Origin of the sequence: Nocardioides guangzhouensis (assembly GCF_004519545.1) — a bacterium.
Classification (GTDB): Bacteria; Actinomycetota; Actinomycetes; order Propionibacteriales; family Nocardioidaceae; genus Nocardioides; species Nocardioides guangzhouensis.
Genome location: NZ_SDKM01000043.1, coordinates 1 through 18,275, shown reverse-complemented (window position 1 = coordinate 18,275; position 18,275 = coordinate 1). Strand labels below are relative to the sequence as shown.

Here is an 18,275-nt window from a genome sequence, read left to right as displayed (position 1 = left end):
CGACGCTGCGTCCCGGCGGGGTCAACCGACCGGGACCACCACGACCGGGCAGGGGGCCCGGTCCAGGCAGGTGCGTACGACCGTGCCCCGCGGCTGGGAGCCGGTGCCGCCGTGCCCGACGCTGCCCAGCACGAGCAGGTCGGCGCCCTTGGCCTCGCGCAGCAGCAGGTCGACCGGTGCGGCCTCCTGCACCACCAGCTCGGTGGGCACGTCCGGGGCGGCCGCCGCGACCAGCTCGGCCACGCGACTCTCCGCGGCCCGGTCGAGGTCGGCCTCGATGCGCAGCGGCACGTCGCGCGACTGGTCGGTCACGTGCCACCCGAAGACGACCCGGAGCCTGCCCCCGGTCGCCTTGGCCTGGTTCCTGGCCCACCGCAGGACCGTCTCCGAGACGTCCGAGCCGTCGACTCCGACGACGACCAGCGGGACCCGCTTCTCCTCGCGCATGAGTCCCTCCTCTTCCTGGACCTCCACTGTCGCCCCGGCCGTGGCGGGGACCGTAGTGCCGAAGGTCCCCTCGACCGTCCTGTGACCGGCGACCTTCGCCCCTACAGACGGACCGTCGGGCCCGGTGTGATGGAGGCATGGCTGAGCAGACCTGGATCCGTTGGTTCTCCGAGCTCGGCGCGGGTGACGTCCCGTTCGTGGGCGGCAAGAACGCCTCCCTCGGCGAGATGTACCGCGCGCTGTCCGGTCGTGGGGTGCGGGTGCCCGACGGCTTCGCGATCACCGCCGACGCCTACCGTCACGTCCTGGAGTCCGCGGGCGTCGAACCCGAGCTGCACCGGCTCCTCGACGCGCTCGACCCCGACGACGTCGCCGACCTGGCCCGGCGCTCGGCCCGGGCCAGGGACCTGGTGTACGGCGCCGGGCTGCCCCCTGCCCTCGAGCAGGAGATCCGCGCCGCGCACCACCGGCTCCGCGAGGAGTACGGCGGGGAGCTGCGGGTCGCGGTGCGCAGCTCGGCCACCGCCGAGGACCTGCCCACCGCGAGCTTCGCGGGCCAGCACGAGACCTTCCTCAACATCGAGGGCGAGCACGAGCTGCTCGACGCGTGCCGGCGCTGCTTCGCCAGCCTGTTCACCGACCGTGCCGTCCACTACCGGATCGACCAGGGCTTCGACCACTTCAAGGTCGCGCTCTCGGTCGGTGTCATGAAGATGGTGCGCTCCGACCTGGCGTCCTCCGGCGTGATGTTCACGCTCGACACCGAGTCCGGCTTCCGGGACGCGGTGTTCGTCACCGCCGCCTACGGGCTCGGCGAGAACATCGTTCAGGGCGCCGTCGACCCCGACGAGTTCTACGTCCACAAGCCGACGTACGACGCCGGCCACCGCGCCGTGCTCCGCCGCCGGCTGGGCGACAAGGCGGTCGCGATGGTGCTGGCCACCGGCGGCACCCGGCACACCACCCGGAACATCCCGACCCCGAAGGCGGCCCGGGAGAAGTTCTGCCTCGACGACGCCGACGTCCTCGAGCTGGCCGGGCACGCGATCACCATCGAACGCCACTACGGGCGACCGATGGACATCGAGTGGGCCAAGGACGGACTCGACGGCCTGATCTACATCGTGCAGGCCCGGCCCGAGACCGTCGCCTCGCAGAAGTCGGCGGCCGCGCTGGAGACCTTCGTGGTCGAGGACCACGGCGAGGTCCTCGCGGCCGGCCGGTCGGTCGGCGACCGGGTCGCGACCGGCCCGGCCCGCCTGGTCGAGAACCTCGGCCAGCTGCACCAGTTCCGGCCCGGTGAGGTGCTGGTGGCCGACCTGACCACGCCCGACTGGGAGCCGGTCATGAAGAACGCCGCCGCCGTGGTCACCAACCGGGGTGGCCGCACCTGCCACGCGGCGATCGTGGCCCGCGAGCTCGGGATCCCGGCGGTGGTCGGCACCGGCGACGGGACCGCGACCATCGCCACCGGCGAGACCGTGACGGTCTCGTGTGCCGAGGGCGACGTCGGTCGCGTCTACCGCGGCAGCGCCACCACCCATGTCGACCGCATCGAGCTGGAGGGCCTGCCGCGTCCGAGGACCCACGTCATGGTCAACCTGGGCAACCCCGACCTGGCCTTCAAGACCTCGATGGTGCCCAACGACGGCGTCGGCCTGGCCCGCATGGAGTTCATCATCAGCGAGTCGATCAAGGCGCACCCGCTGGCCCTGCTGCACCCCGACCGGGTCACCGACCCCGACGCCCGCGCGGAGGTGCAGCGGCTGGTCCGCGGCTACCCCGACGGCGCGACGTACTTCGTCGAGCGGCTCGCCGAGGGCATCGGCACCATCGCCGCGGCCTTCCACCCCAAGCCGGTGGTGGTGCGGATGTCGGACTTCAAGACCAACGAGTACGCCTCGCTGGTCGGCGGGACCGACTTCGAGCCGGTCGAGGCGAACCCGATGATCGGCTTCCGTGGCGCCTCCCGCTACGCCCACCCGCTCTACACCGAGGGCTTCGCGCTCGAGTGCCGGGCGATCCGGCGGGTGCGCGAGGACATGGGGCTGACCAACCTCGTCGTCATGCTGCCGTTCGTCCGCCGGCTCGGCGAGGCCGACCTGGTGCTGGCCCGGATGGCCGAGCTCGGCCTGGAGCGCGGCCGCGAGGGGCTGCAGGTCTACGCGATGTGCGAGATCCCCAACAACGTGATCCTCGTGGAGGAGTTCGCGCGCCGCTTCGACGGCTTCTCGATCGGCTCCAACGACCTGACCCAGCTGACCCTCGGCGTCGACCGGGACAGCGAGCTGGTGGCCTTCGACTACGACGAGCGCGACCCCGGCGTGAAGGCGATGATCCGGATGGCGGTCGAGGGCTGCCGGCGGGCCGGGATCCACTCCGGCATCTGCGGGCAGGCGCCCTCGGACTACCCGGACATGGCGGCGTTCCTGGTCGAGCTGGGCATCGACTCGATGAGCCTCAACCCCGACAGCGTCATGCGCACGACGCAGGCCGTGCTCGAGCTCGAGCGGACGCTCGGCCGGTCCGGTCAGCCCTGACCCGGGTCGGAGGTGCGTTCCTCCGATGGCAGGACGCGGCCGAGCAGGTCCCGTTCGAGGACGTCGAGACGCTCCTCGACGCGCCGCAGCGTCTCGAGGAGCTCGCGGGCGAGGTCTTCCTCCCGCTCGTCGTGCGGCCGTTCCTCCTCACGGACGAACAGCGCGGCCAGGGAGGCGCTGACCATGGCCAGCAGCAGGAACCCCAGCACCATGAGGAGCGCCGACAGGACCGCGCCGGCGACGGTCTCGGGCGGCTCTCCGACGAACCCCACCGTGGTCACCAGGCTGATCGCCCACCACAGCCCCTTGCCGAACGACCCCACCGTCTGGGTCTCGATGGCCGCGGCCGCCGCGGCAGAGACGACCACGACGAGCCCACCGGTGAGCAGGGCGGGGACCAGCCACGCGGAGGTGATCGGGATGCGGAAGCGGCCGACGTGCACGTGCCTCACCGCTCCAGCGTATCCACGCGGACGGGGACCCGGCGATGAGTGACGCCCGCGACCTGCTGCCGGTCGGCACCGACGGCCTGACCACCGAGGAGGCCGCCCGCCGCCTCGCGTCGTACGGCCCGAACCGGCCGCCGCCGGCGCCGCGGCGGACCCTGGCCGCCAGCATCGGCACCCAGCTGCGCGACCCGATGATCCTGCTGCTGCTCGGTGCAGGGACGCTCACCGCGCTGCTGCACGACCTGCCGGACACCGTGATCATCGCCGCGGTGGTGGTCTTCAACACCGTCACCGGGGTGGTCCAGGAGGTGCGGGCGGACCGCGCCGTGGCGGCGTTGCGGGACCTGGCGCCGGCACACACGCACGCCTGGCGGGACGGGGCGGTGGTGGAGGTCGCCGCCGCCGACGTGGTCCCCGGCGACCGGCTCTCGCTCGCCGCGGGCGACGTCGTGCCGGCGGACGGGGAGGTGCTCGAGGCCCGGCAGCTCCAGCTCGACGAGTCGATGATGACCGGGGAGGCGGTCCCGGTCGACCGCGGCCCGGGGGAGGACCTCGACGGCGGCACCCTGGTCACCCGGGGACGGGCGGACGTGCTCGTCACCCGCACCGGGGCCGCCAGCGGGTTGGGCCGGCTGGCCGCCCTGATCGCGGCCAGCCCCTCACCGCCGACGCCGCTGCAGCGGCGGCTCTCCCAGCTGAGCCGGATCCTGGTCGGGGTGGTCGGCGCGCTCACCGCCGTGGTGGTCGTGATCGGGCTGGCCCAGGGCCGGGGCATCGCGGAGATGGCGGTGGTCGGCGTCTCGCTGGCCGTCGCGGCCGTCCCGGAGTCGCTGCCGGCCGTGGTCGCGGTGGCGCTGGCCCTCGGCGCGCACCGGATGGCACGCCGCAACGCCGTCGTTCGCCGGCTCCCGGCGGTCGAGACGCTGGGCTCGGTGACCGTGATCGCCAGCGACAAGACCGGCACCCTCACCGAGGGGCGCATGGTGGCCGAGCGGCTGTGGACGCCGGCGGGTGAGTACGTCGTGAGCGGCCACGGGTACGACGCGTCCCGCGGCGGGATCACGGCGCTCGGCGCCGACGGGGCCGGGCCCGCCGACGACCCCGGGCTGCCGCGGCTGCTGCGCGACGGCGTCCTGTGCAACGACGCGCTGCTGCGTGGCGACGGCCCGGGGACCACGGTGATCGGCGATCCGCTGGAGGGCGCCCTGCTGGTGGTGGCCGGCAAGGGCGGGCTGCCCGCGGACGGCACCCGGGACGCCTGGCCCCGGGTGAGCGAGGTGCCGTTCGACCACGAGACCCGGCGGATGACGACCGTGCACCGCCCACGGGACGACGCCGGGGCGCGGCTCACCGTGTGCAAGGGCGCGCCCGAGGCGGTGCTCGGCCTGCTCGGCGGCTCGGCCTCGGCCGCCCGCGCGGCCACGGCCGCCGAGCGCCTGGCCGCGGAGGGCTACCGGGTGCTGGCCGTGGCCGACACCCGCGACCCCGACGGAGCGGAGGTGTGGTCGCTGGCCGGACTGATCGGCATCGACGACCCGCCGCGGGAGCACATCCCGGCGGTGGTCGAGGCGACCCGCCGCGCCGGGATCCGGCTGCTGCTGGTGACTGGCGACCACCCGGCCACGGCGAACGCGATCGCGCGGCGGGTGGGCCTGGTCGGCGCGGACGGCGAGCCGCCGCCCGGCACCGTGCTGGCTCGCGTGCGGCCCGAGCAGAAGGTGGCGGTGGTCGAGGACCTCCAGGGCGACGGCGAGGTGGTCGCCATGCTCGGCGACGGCGTGAACGACGCGCCGGCGCTGAAGCGTGCCGACATCGGCGTCGCGGCCGGCCTGGGCGGCACCCAGGTCGCCCGGGAGGCCGCCGACCTGGTGCTGCTCGACGACAACCTGTCCACCGTCGTGGCCGCGGTCGAGGAGGGGCGGCGGATCTTCGCGAACATCCGCGCCTTCCTCCTGTACGCCGTCTCCGGCGGCGCGGCCGAGGTCGGGGTGATGGTGGCCGGCCCGCTGCTCGGCATCGTGCAGCCGCTGCTGCCGGCCCAGATCCTCTGGATCAACCTGCTCACGCACGGGCTCACCGGGGTGGCGTTCGGAGCCGAGCCCGCGGACCCGTCGGAGATGTCGCGGCCGCCGCGGTCGGCGTCCGCGTCGATCTTCACCCGGACCTTCGTGCGGCTACTGGCGCTGGCCGCGACCCTGCTCGTGGTCACCTCGCTGTTCGTGGGTGTGCACGCGAGCACCGAGCCGCACGTGCAGCGCACCGCGATCTTCCTGACCCTCGGCCTGGGCCAGCTCGCCGTCGCCTGGGCGATCCGGGCCCGGCCCGAGCGGCGGACCGGCGTGCGCGGGCTCGAGCTGGCGCTCGTGGGGGCGGCCGGCCTGCTGGTCCTCGGCACCCTGGTGCCGCTGCTGCAGGAGCTGCTGGGCACCGCGACCCCGTCCCCGGCGATCCTGGCCGCCGCGGTCGCCGGCGCCGCCGTACCCGGCCTCGTGCTCCGGTGGGCGGTCGGCCGCGAGCGCCGTCGTAGCCGGTGACCTCCCCGCGGCGGACGTCATCCGACCTGGTCGTCCGCACGGCTGGACAGCCAGAACGTCTGACGTCGTGGCCGGCTCAGCCGCCGGTCGCGAGGTCGGCGTCCTCGAGCTCCGGCGTGTACGACGCCCGGCGGGCCGCCCCGTTGAGCCGTGCGCGGTGCCGCAGCGCCGCCTGGGCGGCCTCGGCGTGGGAGGCCTCGCCCGCCCACGCCTGCAGCACCGGCGCCTGGAGGGCGCGGCCGAACGAGAAGCTCAGCTCCCACGGCTGCGGCGCCAGCCGGTTGATCGCGTCGAGCCGGGCGGTCGCCTCCCGGTCGGTCTGGCCGCCGGAGAGGAACACGATCCCGGGCACGGAGGCGGGCACCGTGTCGCGCAGCACGGCCACGGTGGCGGCCGCGATCGCGGCGTCGTCGGGTCGGTCGGTCGAGGTGGTGCCGGGCAGCACCATGTTCGGCTTGAGCAGGGAGGCGTCGAGGCGCACCCGGTGGTCGGCCAGCTGGTCGTAGACCCGGCGCAGCACCGTCGCGGTGACGCTCGCGCAGGTCTCGAGGGTGTGCGGCCCGTCCATGAGGACCTCGGGCTCGACGATCGGCACCAGACCTGCCTCCTGCGCGAGCGCGGCGTACCGGGCCAGCGCGTGCGCGTTGGCGTCGACGCAGGTCGGGCTCGGGCGGCCCTCGCCGATCCGGATCACGGCGCGCCACTTGGCGAACCGCGCGCCCAGGGCGGCGTACTCCGCGAGCCGGACCCTCAGCCCGTCGAGCCCCTGGGTGACCACCTCGTCGGGGAAGCCGGCCAGGGGAGTGGTGCCGGCGTCGACCTTGATGCCGGGGACCACGCCGGCCCGTTCGAGCACCTCGGGGAACGTGAGGCCCTCGCCGGTGCGCTGCCGGATCGTCTCGTCGTACAGGATGACGCCGCTGACGTGCTCGCCCAGCCCCGGCGTCGTGAGCAGCACCTCGCGGTAGGCCAGCCGGCGGTCGGCGGTCGACTCGAGTCCGATCGTGGCCAGCCGCTTTGCCATCGTCGGGTTGCTCTCGTCGGCGGCCAGGATGCCCTTGCCGGGTGCCACGAGCGCCCGTGCGGTCTCGGTGGAAGTGGTGCTCATGACGGATACCTCCCGTACGCCGGCGCGTCGTCGGGGGCCCTCGGGCAGGGCGCCGGCGCCTCGGCCTCGAGGACGACCACCGACGCCGACCCGTGGGCAGCCCCGCCCAGGTCGGCGTCGGCGCACGCGGCCAGCCGTTCGGCCAGCGCCGTCAGGGCCCGGGCCACCGCGACCTCCAGCCCGAGCAGGGGCACGTCCTTGTCGCGGGGGCTCAGCCGAGCCTCGCCCCGCTCGGTCAGCGGCGTCGGCCGCCGGGTCCGCAGGCGGGCCTCGGCCGTGGTCACCCCCTCCGACTCGCCGAGCACCAGCTCGACCCACCAGGTGGTCGCGCGTTCCCTTCCGGGCATGGTCGTCTCCCTTCCGCGTCCGTTCCAGTCTCCGGCGGGCGGGACCGGGACCACACGGGCCGAACGGCCCCGGCCGGGGGCCCTCCGCCCCTGTGGGACGGGCCCGGCGAGCGAGAGTCTCGAAGCAGCAGACGACGTGAGGAGGCGATCATGTTCGCAGCAGTCGGCGACCGCCTCGTCGTCAACGGCACGCACGTGGGAGACCCCGTCCGCTGCGGTGAGGTCATCGGCGTGCGGCACGACGACGGGTCCCCGCCGTACCTCGTCCGGTGGGAGGACGACGGGCACGAGTCCCTGGTGTTCCCGGGGCCGGGCTCGGTCGTTCACCACTACCCGCACCTGATGCCGGACTGACCGGGGTGCCACCGGTGCCGCCGACCGGGGACGCCCGGGTGGTGGTCTCCGCCGCCTGGCGCTGGGTCAGGGGCGCCGGCGCGGTCGTGGTGGCCGTCGCGGCGGTGGAGTACGGCGTGCTCCCGGCACTGGCCAGCGCCCGCAACGACCTGGCCGTGCTGCAGGACGTGGTCTGGGCACTGCTGCCGCTCGCGGTGGCGCTGGAGGTCGCCTCGCTGGCGGCGTACACGGGCCTCACCCAGGTGCTGCTGCCGCGCGGCGACCGGCTCCGGTTCGGGACCCAGTGGCGGATCGACCTGGTGGGCTTCGGCTTCAGCCACGCGTTGCCGGGCGGTGGGGCGACCGCGGGTGCGCTGCGGGTCCGGCTGATGGTCGATCGGGGCGTCGCCGCGTCCGCGGCCCTGGCGCTGACCGTGCTCCAGGTCGCGCTGTCGGTGCTCGGCCTCCTGTCGGTGTGGCTGCTCGGTGCCCTGATGTCGGTGCCACGGACCGGGCTGACCGTCACCACCGTGCTGCTGGTCGTCGCGATCGCTGTGGCCGTCGGCGCGCTGGAGGTGGCGCCGCGGACCGGGACCGGGAGCCCTCGGGCTCCCGGGCGGCTGGCCCGACTCTGGCGCCGTCTGGTTCCGCAGCGCTGGCGGTCCGTGGTCGGGCCCGCGGTCACCCGCGGTGTCGAGTCGCTCCGCGACGGCCGGGTCACCCGGGCCGGGATGACCTGGGCGGTGGCGAACTGGCTGCTCGACGCGATCTGCCTGTGGGTGTGCCTGGCGGCGGCCGGGGCCTCGGTCCCGGTCGAGCTGGTCATCGCGGCGTACGGCTTGGTGAACGTGGTGGCGCTGCTGCCGATCACGCCGGGCGGGATCGGCATCGTCGAGGGACTGCTGGTGCCGGCCCTGGTGGCGACCGGCGCGCCGGCCGGTTCCGCGCTGGTCGGGGTGCTCACGTGGCGGCTCCTGCAGTACTGGCTGCCGCTCCCGGTGGCCGGCCTCTGCTGGGTGAGCCTCGGCCGACCCGGTCACCGCCTCTGGAACCCGGGGCCGGCTGATGGCTAGGGTGTCGCCCGTGCTGAGTCGTGACCTGCCGCCGCTGCGTCCGTTCGAGGTGCGCCTGCGCCACCACGTCCCCGGCGAGCCGATGGCCGACGACGCGACCTACCACTGGCGTGGCGAGGCCACCGACGAGGCGCACGCGGTCGTCATCGCGAAGCGTGAGGCCGATGCCGAGGGCTGGCGACCGGACGGGCCGATCGCGTGCCGGGTGGTCGAGTCGACCGACTTCCTGCCGGTCTCCCACGAGTGGGTCGAGGGCGTCTCCTGACAGTCCTCGGGGGACGCCTGATCTCAGCGGGACACGGGTACGACGGCCACGGAGCAGGCCGCGTGCTCGACCACCGAGCGGCTGACCGCGCCGAGCACCAGTGCCGCGAACGACGAGAGCTGCTTGGAGCCGACCACGAGCAGCTCCGCGTGCTCCGAGGCGCGGACCAGGTACGGCCCGGCCGGCCCGCGGCCGAGCTCGATGCGGACGTCGACGTCGGGGTACTTCTCGCGCAGGCCGGCGGTCGCCTCGGCGATGGCCAGGCGCTCGGTCGGCAGCCCCTCCAGGTCCTCGTCGGGAATCGAGGTCAGCCCGTACCCGCCCTGGAAGTGCTCGTCGAAGCAGTGCACCACGACCAGGGGGCGGCCCTGGAACGAGGCCTGTGCGAACGCGAACTCCAGCGCAGCGGCCGAGGTGTCCGTCGCGTCCGTCCCGACGACGACCGGCGCCGCGGGGTCGCCCTCCTCGCGGGGGCGCACCACCAGGGTCGGGCAGGGTGAGTGCTGCGAGAGCCACAGCGTGACCGACCCGATCGGCAGGCGCGCGAAGCCGCCGCGACCGCGGCAGCCCACCACCACGACGGACGCGTCCTCGGCCGCGGCGAGCATCACCTCGCGGGCGTCACCCTCGCGCAGCGTCGTGACCACCTCGACGTCGGGCGCATGGCCGCGCACGACGAGGGCGGCGTCCTTGAGGACCGTGTCCGCCTCCTGCCGGGACAGGGTGGCCAGTGCCAGGTCGTTGCCCGGCTGCCGGCGCCACCGGTCGGCGTCGACCACGCGGGAGGGCTCGAAGGCGTGCACCAGGGCGAGCGCCCGGTGCTCCCGACCGGCAAGGTCGGCAGCGGCCAGCAGGGCCGCGTTGCTGCAGGAGGAGCCGTCGACACCGCAGACGACAGCCCCGTGGGGAATCCGCTTCGTCATGCCTCCAGCCTTCTCCGGAGGTCCCGCCGCGGACACCGCCGCTGGGCTCCACCTCGGGGGACCAAGGTCACAGGTGCCGCAGGAACCACTCCGTCGCGACCCGCGCCACCTCCTCGAGCGCGCCTTGCTCCTCGAACAGGTGCGTGGCGTGCGGTACGACGACGAGGCTGGTCGGGCCCGGGATCATCGTCTGCGCCTGGCGGTTGAGCGCGAGCACCTCGTGGTCGGCGCCGCCCACGACCAGCAGCGTGGGCGCCTGCACCGCCCGCAGGTGCTCCCGGGCGAGGTCGGGCCGGCCGCCGCGCGAGACCACGGCCCGGATCCCGAGCCCGCGATCGGTCGCGGCCACCAGCGCGGCGGCGGCCCCGGTGCTGGCCCCGAAGTAGCCCAGCGGCAGGCCGCCGTACGACGGGTGCTGGCGGAGCCAGGTGGTGACCTGCGCCAGCCGGCTGGCCAGCAGGGTGATGTCGAAGACCAGGTGCCGCTCGCGGCCCTCGCGCTCGGTGAGCAGGTCGAAGAGCAGGGTGCCGAGCCCGGCCGCGTTCAGTGCGTGGGCGACGGCCCGGTTGCGCGGGCTGTGCCGGCTGCTGCCGCTGCCGTGCACGAACACGACCAGCCCCGCGGCGCCCTCCGGGACGGTCAGGTGCCCGGGCAGCTGCACCCCGGTGACCGGGACCAGGACCTCCTCGTTGCTGGCCGGCACCGGCGTGATCCCGCGCTGGGGCGCAGCGTCGGACCGGTGCAGCAGCGCGGCCACCTCGTCGTCGGGCACCTGCGCGAAGTCGTCGTACACCTCGCCGACCGCGGAGAACCACTCGGGCTGCTCGAGGGCCACCACGTCGTCGGCCACCGACCGGACCCGCTGCACGGTGCGGGGGGAGGCGACCGGTACCGCGAGGACCACCCGGTCGGCCCCGAGCGCCCGGGCCACCTCGCAGGCGGCGATCGCCGTGGCGCCGGTCGCCACCCCGTCGTCGACGACCAGGGCGGTACGGCCGCGCAGCGGGACCGGCGGGCGACCCCGTCGGAAGCGCCGTACCCGGTCGTCGAGCTCGGCCCGGGCGGTGGCCTCGACGGAGGCCAGGTCGCTCGCGGAGAGCCCGGACTGGCGCACCACCTGCTCGTTCAGGACCCGGGCACCGCCCTCGCCGATCGCCCCCGCGGCCAGCTCGCGGTAGTAGGGGACCCCGAGCTTGCGCACCACGATCACGTCCAGCGGCAGGCCCAGCTCCCGCGCCACCTCGAAGCCGACCGGGACCCCGCCGCGGGGCACCGCCAGGACGACCGCCGTGGTGCCGCGGTACGCCGTGAGCGCGGCCGCGAGCCGCCGGCCCGCATCCTCCCGGTCCCGGAACATCTCGACCCCTCTGATCGTCGCCCGCTCACGGCTCGTGCCGTGCGCCCAGGAACGCGACGCACGACGACATGGTCGCGAGTGCGGGGTAGTCGGCTTCCGCGATGGGCACCCCGGTGATCCGCGCGAGGTGCTCCACGAAGGCGAGGAAGTCCAGGGAGTCCAGCTCCAGGTCCCGGCGGAGCGGGACGTCGTCGGCGGGCATGACCGCGTCGGGCACGACGCGTCGGACGGCCTCGGTCACCGCGGCCCGCGCCGCGGCGTCGTCCAGGTGGTGAGTGGTCACAGTTCCTCCGGTTGCTGCAGGATTCGGTCGACGGCGGTCAGGAAGCGGCCGCCGGTGAAGCCGTCGGTGGCCCGGTGGTCGGCGGCCAGGGTGAGGGTCACGACCGGGCGGATCCCGAGCAGGTCCCCGACCGCCCAGGGCCGCCGTACCACCCGTCCGAAGCCCACCAGGGCCACCTGCGGTGGGTGGATGACGCCGTGCACGGACTCCACGCCCTGGTCGCCGAGGTTGGTGACGGTGAGCGTCGCCTCGGTGAGCTCGCGACCGCGGAGCCGCCCGCCCCGGGCCCGGGTGACGAGGTCGCGTAGCCCGTGCATCACGTCGGGCAACGGCATCCGGTCGGCCTCGTGCAGGGCCGGCGCGACCAGCCCGCCGCCGCGCAGCGAGACCGCGACCCCGAGGTGCACACCCTCGCCCGGTACGAACCGACCGTCGGCCCAGAACCCGTTGACCTCCGGGACCTCCCTCGCAGCCAGCGCGGCCGCCTTGAGCAGCAGCGCAGCCGGCACCAGCCGCTCCGCCAGTGGCAGGTCGAGGTTGCGCCGGTGCATCCAGTCCAGGGCGTCCGCGAGGTCGACCGTGGTCGACAGGTAGTAGTGCGGGATCTCGCGCTTGGACCGGGACATCACCGCGGCGATCGTGGCCCGCATCGGGTCGACCGGGGCCGGCGCGGGCGGAGCGGCGACGGGCGCGGGCGCCTCCGTGGGGCCGGCCGCTGCCCGGACGTCGGCCACCCGGACCGGTTCGCCGTCTCGTGCCGGCAGGGCCTCGAGGTCGACGCCGAGCTCGGCCGCGAGCCGGCGGGCGTACGGCGTCACCCGGCGCCGGGTGGCAGGCGCAAGGGTCGCCGGTGCGGCCTCGGCGGGCGCCGCGGCGGCGTGCCGGACGTCCTCCTGCGTGATCCGCCCGGCCGGAGCGGTGCCGACGACGCTCGCCAGGTCCACGCCGAGCTCGGCGGCCAGGCGGCGCACCAGCGGGGTCGTCCGCGGCGCGGCGGCCGTCGTCACCGGTGCGGGGGAGGGCGCGGCGCCCGGGGCCGCGAGGACCGCGAGCGGGGTGCCGACGGTGACCGTCGTGCCCGGCTCCACGAGCAGCCGGTCCACCACGCCGTCCTCGAAGGTCTCCACCTCCACGGCCGCCTTGGCGGTGTCGACCACCGCCACGAGGTCGCCGCGGTGGACGGTGTCCCCGGGGCCGACCAGCCACTCGAGGAGCGTCCCCTCCTCCATGTCCGGGCCCAACGAGGGCATCGTGAACTCACCCATGGCCGCCCCCGAAGCAGGACCGGGCCGCGGCCGCGATCGTCTCCGCACTCGGCAGGGCGGCGTCCTCGAGCTGGTGGGCGTAGGGGAGCGGGACCTCGGCCGTGCAGACCCGCGCCACCGGGGCGTCGAGGTCGTAGAACGCCTGCTCGGCGATCCGGGCGGCCACCTCGGCGGCGAGGCTGCCGCTGCGCCAGCCCTCGTCGACGACGACGGCGCGGTGGGTGCGGCGCACGGACGCCAGGACGGCGGCCTCGTCGAGCGGACGGAGCACCCGCAGGTCGACGACCTCCGCCGAGATCCCCGCCGAGGCGAGGTCGTCGGCGGCGGCCAGGGCGCGCGGCAGCATCCCGCCGTACGCCAGCACGGTGACGTCCGTGCCGGAACGGCGTACGGCAGCGTGGGCGATGTCGACGGGAGCCGGCTCCGCCGGCAAAGTGCCCTTGGTGTTGTACAGCGAGCCGTGCTCGAACAGCAGCACCGGGTCGGGGTCCGCGAGGGCCGCCGCCAGCATCCCGCGCGCGTCCTCGAGCGTCGCCGGCGCCACCACCTTCAGACCGGGGATGTGGGCGTACCAGCCCTCCAGGCTGTGCGAGTGCTGCGCGGCCAGCTGCCGTCCGCCGCCGGTGGTCATCCGGATCACCAACGGCACCGCGAACTGGCCGCCGGACATGTGCAGCAGGGTCGCCGCGTTGTTCATGATCTGATCCAGCGCGAGCAGGCTGAAGTTGACCGTCATCACCTCGACGACCGGCCGCATCCCCGCCACCGCGGCACCGATGCCGGCGCCGACGAACGCGGACTCCGAGAGCGGGGTGTCGCGGACCCGCTCGGGCCCGAACTCCTCGAGCAGGCCGAGGCTGACCCCGAAGCAGCCGCCGTAGCTCCCGACGTCCTCGCCCATGAGGAACACCCGGTCGTCGCCGCGCAGCGCGTCGCGCAGCCCCTCGCGCAGGGCCTCGCGGTACGTCGTCTCGACGGTCCCGGTGGGGGTGCCGGTCGTGGGGGTGGTCGTGGGGGTGGTCGTGGTCATGCCGGCTCCTCGGAGTGGACGAAGCGCAGGAGGTCGGAGACCGGCTCCTCGGGCGCCTCGGCGGCGGCCGCCACCGCGCGCTCCAGCTCGGCGGCGACGTCGGCCTCGATCGCGGACCGGGCCGCCTCGCCGAGCACGCCGTCCGCGTCCAGCCGGGCGGCGAGGGCGTCGATGGGGTCGCGCTCCTTCCAGCGCTCGATCTCGGCCTTGTCGCGGTAGCGGTCGGCGTCGTACATCGAGTGGGCCCGGAAGCGGTAGGTCCGCAGCTCCAGGAAGTGCGGTCCGGCGCCACCCCGGATCTCGTCGACGGCCCGGCGGGCGGCCTCCTCCACGGCGAGCACGTCCATGCCGTCGACGGCCCACGACCGGACCCCGTACGACGAGGCCCGCAGCGCGAGGTCGGTCTGGGCGTGCTCCTTCACCAGCGCGGTACCCATCGCGTAGAGGTTGTTCTCGCAGCAGAGCAGCACCGGCAGCCGCCACAGGGCGGCCAGGTTGAGCGACTCGTGGAGCTCGCCCTCGGCGAACGCGCCGTCACCGAAGAAGCAGGCGGTGACCCGGTCCCGGCCCTGCATCCGGTCCGCGAGCGCGACGCCGACGGCGAGCGGGATCCCGCCGGCGACGACGGCGTTGCCGCCGAGGAAGTGGGTGTCCCGGTCGAACACGTGCATCGAGCCGCCGCGGCCCCGGCTGCAGCCCGTCACCTTGCCGAACATCTCCGCCATCAGCGGCTCGGCGGTGACCCCCTTGGCCAGCGCATGCCCGTGCTCGCGGTACGTCGTGACCACGGTCTCGTCGGGCTCGAGCGCGCTCATCACCCCGGTCGCGACCGCCTCCTCGCCGACGTACAGGTGGAGGAAGCCGCGGATCCGGCCGGCGCTGTAGAGCTCGGCGCACGTCTCCTCGAATCGGCGGATGAGCACCATCGTGCGCAGCAGGTCCCGGCGGTGCTCGGCCGCCGGGTCGGTCCGGCTGGTGCGACTGGCTCGGCGGGCGCTCATCGGGGTGCCTCGAGGGTGGAGAGGTCGCCGGTCGGCAGGCCCAGCTCGCGGGCCTTGAGCAGTCGGCGCATCACCTTGCCGCTGCTCGTGTGCGGGAGGTGCTGGTCGAACGCGACCTCGCGCGGGGCGAGCGCGCCGAGCCGACGCCGGCCGAACGCGATCAGCTCGAGCGCCAGGTCCTCGCTCTCGTCGTACCCGGGGCGCAGCGTGACGAAGGCCTTGACCACCTCCCCGGCCACCGGGTCGGGCTTGCCGATGACGCCGGCCTCGACTACTGCCGGATGCTCCATCAGGGCGGTCTCGACCTCGAACGGGCCGATCAGGTGGCCCGCCGACTTGATCACGTCGTCGGCCCGGCCGACGAACCAGACGTACCGGTCCCGGTCCATCCGGGCCAGGTCGCCGGTGAGGTACCAGCCGCCGGCGAAGCAGGCCCGGTAGCGGTCGTCGTCGCCGAGGTAGCCGCGGAACATCGACGGCCAGCCCGCCCGCAGTGCGAGCTCACCGGCCTCGTCGGCGGCGGCCAGAGTGACGGCTCCGTCCGGACCCACCCGGGCCCGGCCGTCCTCGCCACGGACCAGGATCCCGGCCTCGACCCCCGGAACGGGGCGACCCATCGACCCGGGCCGCACGGGCAGGTCGCGCTGGTTGCAGATCATGATCGCGCCGGTCTCGGTCTGCCACCAGTTGTCGCGGACCGGCAGCCCGTAGGCCTCGGTGCCCCACGCGACGATCTCGGGGTTCAGGGCCTCGCCGACGCTCGCGATCCAGCGCAGCGCGGACAGGTCGAACTCCCGCGCCAGCTCCGTGCCCTGCCGCATCAGCATCCGCAGCGCGGTGGGCGCGGTGTACCAGACCTGGACCCGCTCGCGCTCGAGCAGCGCGTACCACGCCCGCGCGTCGAACTCGCCCTCGTAGGCCACCACGGTCGCGCCGACGGTGAGCGGCGCGATGATGCCGTAGGACGTGCCGGTCACCCAGCCGGGGTCGGCGGTGCACCAGAACACGTCACCGGGGCGCAGGTCGAGGGCCCGGGCCGCGGTCGCCCGGTGCGCGGCCACGGCACCGTGCACGTGCACGGCCCCCTTCGGCTTCCCGGTGGTCCCGGAGGTGAAGTGCAGGGACGCCACGTCCTCGGGACGGGTGCGCGCGGTCTCGTACTGCGTGGAGGCCTGGTGGATCAGCGCGTCGTACGCGTGCGTCCCCGGTCCGGCCTCGCCGCCGACCACGACCACGTGCTCGAGGTCGGGCAGCGAGGAGCGCAGCGGCTCGATCCGCCGGGCGTGGATGGTCGCGTCGACGACCAGGACCCGGGCCCGGCCGAGCAGCAGCCGGTCGCGGGTCGGGGCCGGTCCGAACGACGAGAACAGCGGGGCGAACACGGCGCCGGCCTTCCACGTGCCGAGGGCGGCGACATACTGCTCCGTGCGGCGGCCGAGCATGGTGGCGACGACGTCACCGCGGCGTACGCCGAGCGCCCCGAGCACGTTGGCGAAGCGGTTGGTCTCCTGGCGGAGCCCGTCGTAGGTGAGGGTTCGGCTGGTGCCGTCCTCGGCCACGCAGCGCAGCGCCACGTCGTTGCCGCGTCCTTCGTCGACGTGCCGGTCCACGGCCTCGTGGGCGATGTTGAGGCCGCCGCCCGGGAGGCCGGCCAGGTCCGCCCGGGCCGCCGCCCACGGGTCCGGTGGAGCGGGTGCCTGCCGGGACCGGCGGAGGACGTCGGAGGCCGGCTGCGGGTCTCGGTCGTGGTACTGCTCGCCGGCGAGGTACGTCGCCATCGCGGCCTGTGCGGCGTCACCCACCGGCCCGCGGGCCCCGCGGTGTGCCGCCGCATCCCGGGCCTCGCGCTCGACCCGGGCCCGTTCGATGCGTGGGTCCTGGCTCATGGCTGCCTCCTCCGCCTGCCGCGGGTGCGTCCTCCTCCCAGCGTGGGTCCGCGGCCGGCGGACGGGCAGGGCCGTTGGTCGCCCCGGACCGGGACCCAAGGGTCCGGGGCCGGTCACCGGCCTAGGCCGGCAGGGCCACGTCCCGGCGGCGCAGGGCGGCGATGCCGAGGGCGCCGAGCGCGATCCCGAGCAGCGTGAGCGCGACCAGCGGCGCGACGGTCGCGTCGCCGGCGGGCACCTTCGGCACGTGGGTGAACGGGGACAGGTCCTGCACCCAGGCGGGCAGGTCGAACGTCGGCGCGAACAGCGGGCCGAGCAGCAGCCAGGCCAGGAACAGCGCCCACGAGATCGCCGACGCCCAGCGCGGGAGGAGGCCCACCGCCGCGAGCACGGCCCCGCCCATCACCAGCACCGCGGGCAGCTGGACCAGCGCCGCCGCGGTCAGGTCGGGCAGCCGGTCGGCCAGGCTCCCGGGCGCCGAACCGGACGTGCCGACCATGGCCCAGGCGAACACGAGCATCAGCAGCAGCGATCCCAGCACCACGTTGGCGACGTGCCCGAGCAGCCAGCCGGCCCGGGTGACCCGGGTCACGAGCACCGGCTCGAGGACACCGTCGAGCTCCGAGGACCGCAGCCGCAGCAGCATCTGCACGGCGTACGCGGCGACGGCCATCCCGGCCATCTCCACGATCGAGGCGCGGTAGGCGTCGACGATCTGCGTGGAGCCGCCCACCGTCGCGTACCAGTCGCGGCCACGGTCGCCGAGGTCGTCCAGCTGCCCGCTGAGCGCTCCGAAGACCAGCCCGAACCCGAGCAGGGCGACCGCCCAGCCGAGCAGCGCACCCCGCTCGAGGCGCCAGACCAGGCCGGCCGGCACCCGGAGCCCGGGCTTCGCGACCGCCCGGCCCCGCCGCTGCGGCCACAGGCCGCCGCCGACGTCCCGGCGACGGATGAGTGCACCCGCCGTCGCGACGGGGGTCGTGGCGAGCAGCAGGGACAGGCCCAGCACGCTCCACCGGTTCGTGTCGAAGGGACGCACCTGCTGGCCCCAGCCGATCGGCGACAGCCACGACGGCCACGCACTGGTGACCCGCAGGCCGTCGCGATCCGGCGAACCGAGCATGTTGCCGGCCCCGCTGAGCAGGAACCCGAGCCCGAGCGCGGCACCGGCGAGACCCGTCGCGCCCCGGCTGGTGGAGGCCAGCTGGGCGGTCACCGCCGCGATCCCGGTGAACGCGACACCCACCGACGCCACCGCCGCGCCGGCCGCGAACGAGCCGGACGCCGGCTGGCCGTTGACGACCATGGCAGCCCCGACCAGCAGTGCCAGGACGAGGTTCGCGCCCAGCGAGAGGGCCACCGCGGCCGCCAGCGCGGCGTACCGGCCGACCAGCGGCCGGCTGCTCTCCCCGCTGGTTGAGGAGCGAGCGCCAG

17 protein-coding genes are annotated in these 18,275 nt (G+C 75.0%); 5 read left to right on the top strand and 12 right to left on the bottom strand.

Features of this window, described 5'->3' with window-relative positions; genetic code table 11:
* Nucleotides 1–21: 21 nt before the first annotated feature.
* Entirely contained in the window at nt 22–447 is a 426-nt protein-coding gene (locus EKO23_RS21165; protein WP_134720445.1) for a universal stress protein, read from the bottom strand.
* A gap of 137 nt (nt 448–584) precedes the next feature.
* On the opposite strand from EKO23_RS21165, the gene ppsA reads away from it, so the two are divergent.
* Nucleotides 585–2,987, top strand: coding sequence for a phosphoenolpyruvate synthase (gene ppsA, locus EKO23_RS21160; protein WP_134720443.1), 2,403 nt, complete (start codon nt 585–587; stop codon nt 2,985–2,987).
* Here the strand turns inward: ppsA and EKO23_RS21155 are convergent.
* Nucleotides 2,978–3,439, bottom strand: a complete 462-nt coding sequence (locus EKO23_RS21155; protein WP_134720441.1) for an ion channel — start codon at nt 3,437–3,439, stop codon at nt 2,978–2,980. The genes ppsA and EKO23_RS21155 overlap by 10 nt on opposite strands.
* Nucleotides 3,440–3,474: 35 nt before the next feature.
* Here EKO23_RS21155 and EKO23_RS21150 point away from each other — a divergent pair, with 35 nt between their 5' ends.
* The gene (locus EKO23_RS21150) at nt 3,475–5,970 is read left to right on the top strand and encodes a cation-translocating P-type ATPase (protein WP_134720439.1); all 2,496 of its coding nucleotides are present in this window, start codon (nt 3,475–3,477) and stop codon (nt 5,968–5,970) included.
* Nucleotides 5,971–6,046: 76 nt separating this feature from the next.
* Here EKO23_RS21150 and EKO23_RS21145 read toward each other — a convergent pair whose 3' ends face one another.
* Both EKO23_RS21145 and EKO23_RS26555 read right to left on the bottom strand, forming a co-directional pair.
* On the bottom strand, nt 6,047–7,078 hold the full coding sequence (locus EKO23_RS21145; protein WP_134720437.1) for a class I fructose-bisphosphate aldolase: 1,032 nt from the start codon (nt 7,076–7,078) through the stop codon (nt 6,047–6,049).
* Nucleotides 7,075–7,425 carry a dsRBD fold-containing protein gene (locus EKO23_RS26555; RefSeq protein WP_134720435.1) on the bottom strand — a complete coding sequence of 117 codons (351 nt, stop codon included), beginning with the start codon at nt 7,423–7,425 and terminating at the stop codon, nt 7,075–7,077. The genes EKO23_RS21145 and EKO23_RS26555 overlap by 4 nt, the downstream gene beginning before the upstream one ends.
* A gap of 150 nt (nt 7,426–7,575) precedes the next feature.
* Here EKO23_RS26555 and EKO23_RS21135 point away from each other — a divergent pair, with 150 nt between their 5' ends.
* Genes EKO23_RS21135 through EKO23_RS21125 form a run of 3 tightly spaced genes read left to right on the top strand, consistent with a single transcriptional unit; the run spans nt 7,576 to nt 9,096 of the window.
* Nucleotides 7,576–7,779, top strand: coding sequence for a DUF1918 domain-containing protein (locus EKO23_RS21135; RefSeq protein ID WP_134720433.1), 204 nt, complete (start codon nt 7,576–7,578; stop codon nt 7,777–7,779).
* Nucleotides 7,780–7,793: 14 nt separating this feature from the next.
* Nucleotides 7,794–8,831: a lysylphosphatidylglycerol synthase transmembrane domain-containing protein gene (locus EKO23_RS21130; RefSeq protein WP_167880583.1), complete on the top strand. Its 1,038-nt coding sequence runs from the start codon at nt 7,794–7,796 to the stop codon at nt 8,829–8,831.
* Nucleotides 8,832–8,841: 10 nt separating this feature from the next.
* A complete protein-coding gene (locus tag EKO23_RS21125) occupies nt 8,842–9,096 on the top strand; it encodes a hypothetical protein (protein WP_134720429.1) in 255 nt (84 codons plus the stop codon).
* Nucleotides 9,097–9,119: 23 nt separating this feature from the next.
* Here EKO23_RS21125 and EKO23_RS21120 read toward each other — a convergent pair whose 3' ends face one another.
* The 8 genes from EKO23_RS21120 to EKO23_RS25460 form a co-directional block, all read right to left on the bottom strand.
* Complete coding sequence (locus tag EKO23_RS21120; RefSeq protein ID WP_134720427.1) at nt 9,120–10,019, bottom strand: universal stress protein; 900 nt, start codon at nt 10,017–10,019, stop codon at nt 9,120–9,122.
* Between the two features lie 67 nt (nt 10,020–10,086).
* Nucleotides 10,087–11,376, bottom strand: coding sequence for a phosphoribosyltransferase family protein (locus tag EKO23_RS21115; RefSeq protein ID WP_134720425.1), 1,290 nt, complete (start codon nt 11,374–11,376; stop codon nt 10,087–10,089).
* A 25-nt stretch (nt 11,377–11,401) separates the two neighbouring features.
* Nucleotides 11,402–11,659, bottom strand: a complete 258-nt coding sequence (locus tag EKO23_RS21110) for a phosphopantetheine-binding protein (protein WP_134720423.1) — start codon at nt 11,657–11,659, stop codon at nt 11,402–11,404.
* A complete protein-coding gene (locus tag EKO23_RS21105) occupies nt 11,656–12,924 on the bottom strand; it encodes a dihydrolipoamide acetyltransferase family protein (protein ID WP_134720422.1) in 1,269 nt (422 codons plus the stop codon). The genes EKO23_RS21110 and EKO23_RS21105 overlap by 4 nt, the downstream gene beginning before the upstream one ends.
* Nucleotides 12,917–13,954, bottom strand: a complete 1,038-nt coding sequence (locus tag EKO23_RS21100; RefSeq protein WP_134720420.1) for an alpha-ketoacid dehydrogenase subunit beta — start codon at nt 13,952–13,954, stop codon at nt 12,917–12,919. The genes EKO23_RS21105 and EKO23_RS21100 overlap by 8 nt, the downstream gene beginning before the upstream one ends.
* Nucleotides 13,951–14,955, bottom strand: a complete 1,005-nt coding sequence (gene pdhA, locus EKO23_RS21095; RefSeq protein WP_175582728.1) for a pyruvate dehydrogenase (acetyl-transferring) E1 component subunit alpha — start codon at nt 14,953–14,955, stop codon at nt 13,951–13,953. Before pdhA ends, EKO23_RS21100 begins: the two co-directional genes overlap by 4 nt.
* Nucleotides 14,952–16,841 carry an acetate--CoA ligase gene (gene acsA, locus EKO23_RS21090; protein WP_246051219.1) on the bottom strand — a complete coding sequence of 630 codons (1,890 nt, stop codon included), beginning with the start codon at nt 16,839–16,841 and terminating at the stop codon, nt 14,952–14,954. Before acsA ends, pdhA begins: the two co-directional genes overlap by 4 nt.
* Nucleotides 16,842–16,962: 121 nt before the next feature.
* On the bottom strand, nt 16,963–18,275 hold a 1,313-nt coding region (locus EKO23_RS25460; protein WP_167880582.1), incomplete at its 5' end, for an ABC transporter permease.

Bases quoted from the DNA above. Each gene is read 5' to 3' on its own strand.
- EKO23_RS21105 (WP_134720422.1), bottom strand. From the start codon at position 12,924: ATGGGTGAGTTCACGATGCCCTCGTTGGGCCCGGACATGGAGGAGGGG.
- EKO23_RS21100 (WP_134720420.1), bottom strand. From the start codon at position 13,954: ATGACCACGACCACCCCCACGACCACCCCCACGACCGGCACCCCCACC.
- pdhA (WP_175582728.1), bottom strand. From the start codon at position 14,955: ATGAGCGCCCGCCGAGCCAGTCGCACCAGCCGGACCGACCCGGCGGCC.
- EKO23_RS21115 (WP_134720425.1), bottom strand. From the start codon at position 11,376: ATGTTCCGGGACCGGGAGGATGCGGGCCGGCGGCTCGCGGCCGCGCTC.
- acsA (WP_246051219.1), bottom strand. From the start codon at position 16,841: ATGAGCCAGGACCCACGCATCGAACGGGCCCGGGTCGAGCGCGAGGCC.
- EKO23_RS26555 (WP_134720435.1), bottom strand. From the start codon at position 7,425: ATGCCCGGAAGGGAACGCGCGACCACCTGGTGGGTCGAGCTGGTGCTC.
- EKO23_RS21165 (WP_134720445.1), bottom strand. From the start codon at position 447: ATGCGCGAGGAGAAGCGGGTCCCGCTGGTCGTCGTCGGAGTCGACGGC.
- EKO23_RS21145 (WP_134720437.1), bottom strand. From the start codon at position 7,078: ATGAGCACCACTTCCACCGAGACCGCACGGGCGCTCGTGGCACCCGGC.
- EKO23_RS21150 (WP_134720439.1), top strand. From the start codon at position 3,475: ATGAGTGACGCCCGCGACCTGCTGCCGGTCGGCACCGACGGCCTGACC.
- EKO23_RS21120 (WP_134720427.1), bottom strand. From the start codon at position 10,019: ATGACGAAGCGGATTCCCCACGGGGCTGTCGTCTGCGGTGTCGACGGC.
- ppsA (WP_134720443.1), top strand. From the start codon at position 585: ATGGCTGAGCAGACCTGGATCCGTTGGTTCTCCGAGCTCGGCGCGGGT.
- EKO23_RS21135 (WP_134720433.1), top strand. From the start codon at position 7,576: ATGTTCGCAGCAGTCGGCGACCGCCTCGTCGTCAACGGCACGCACGTG.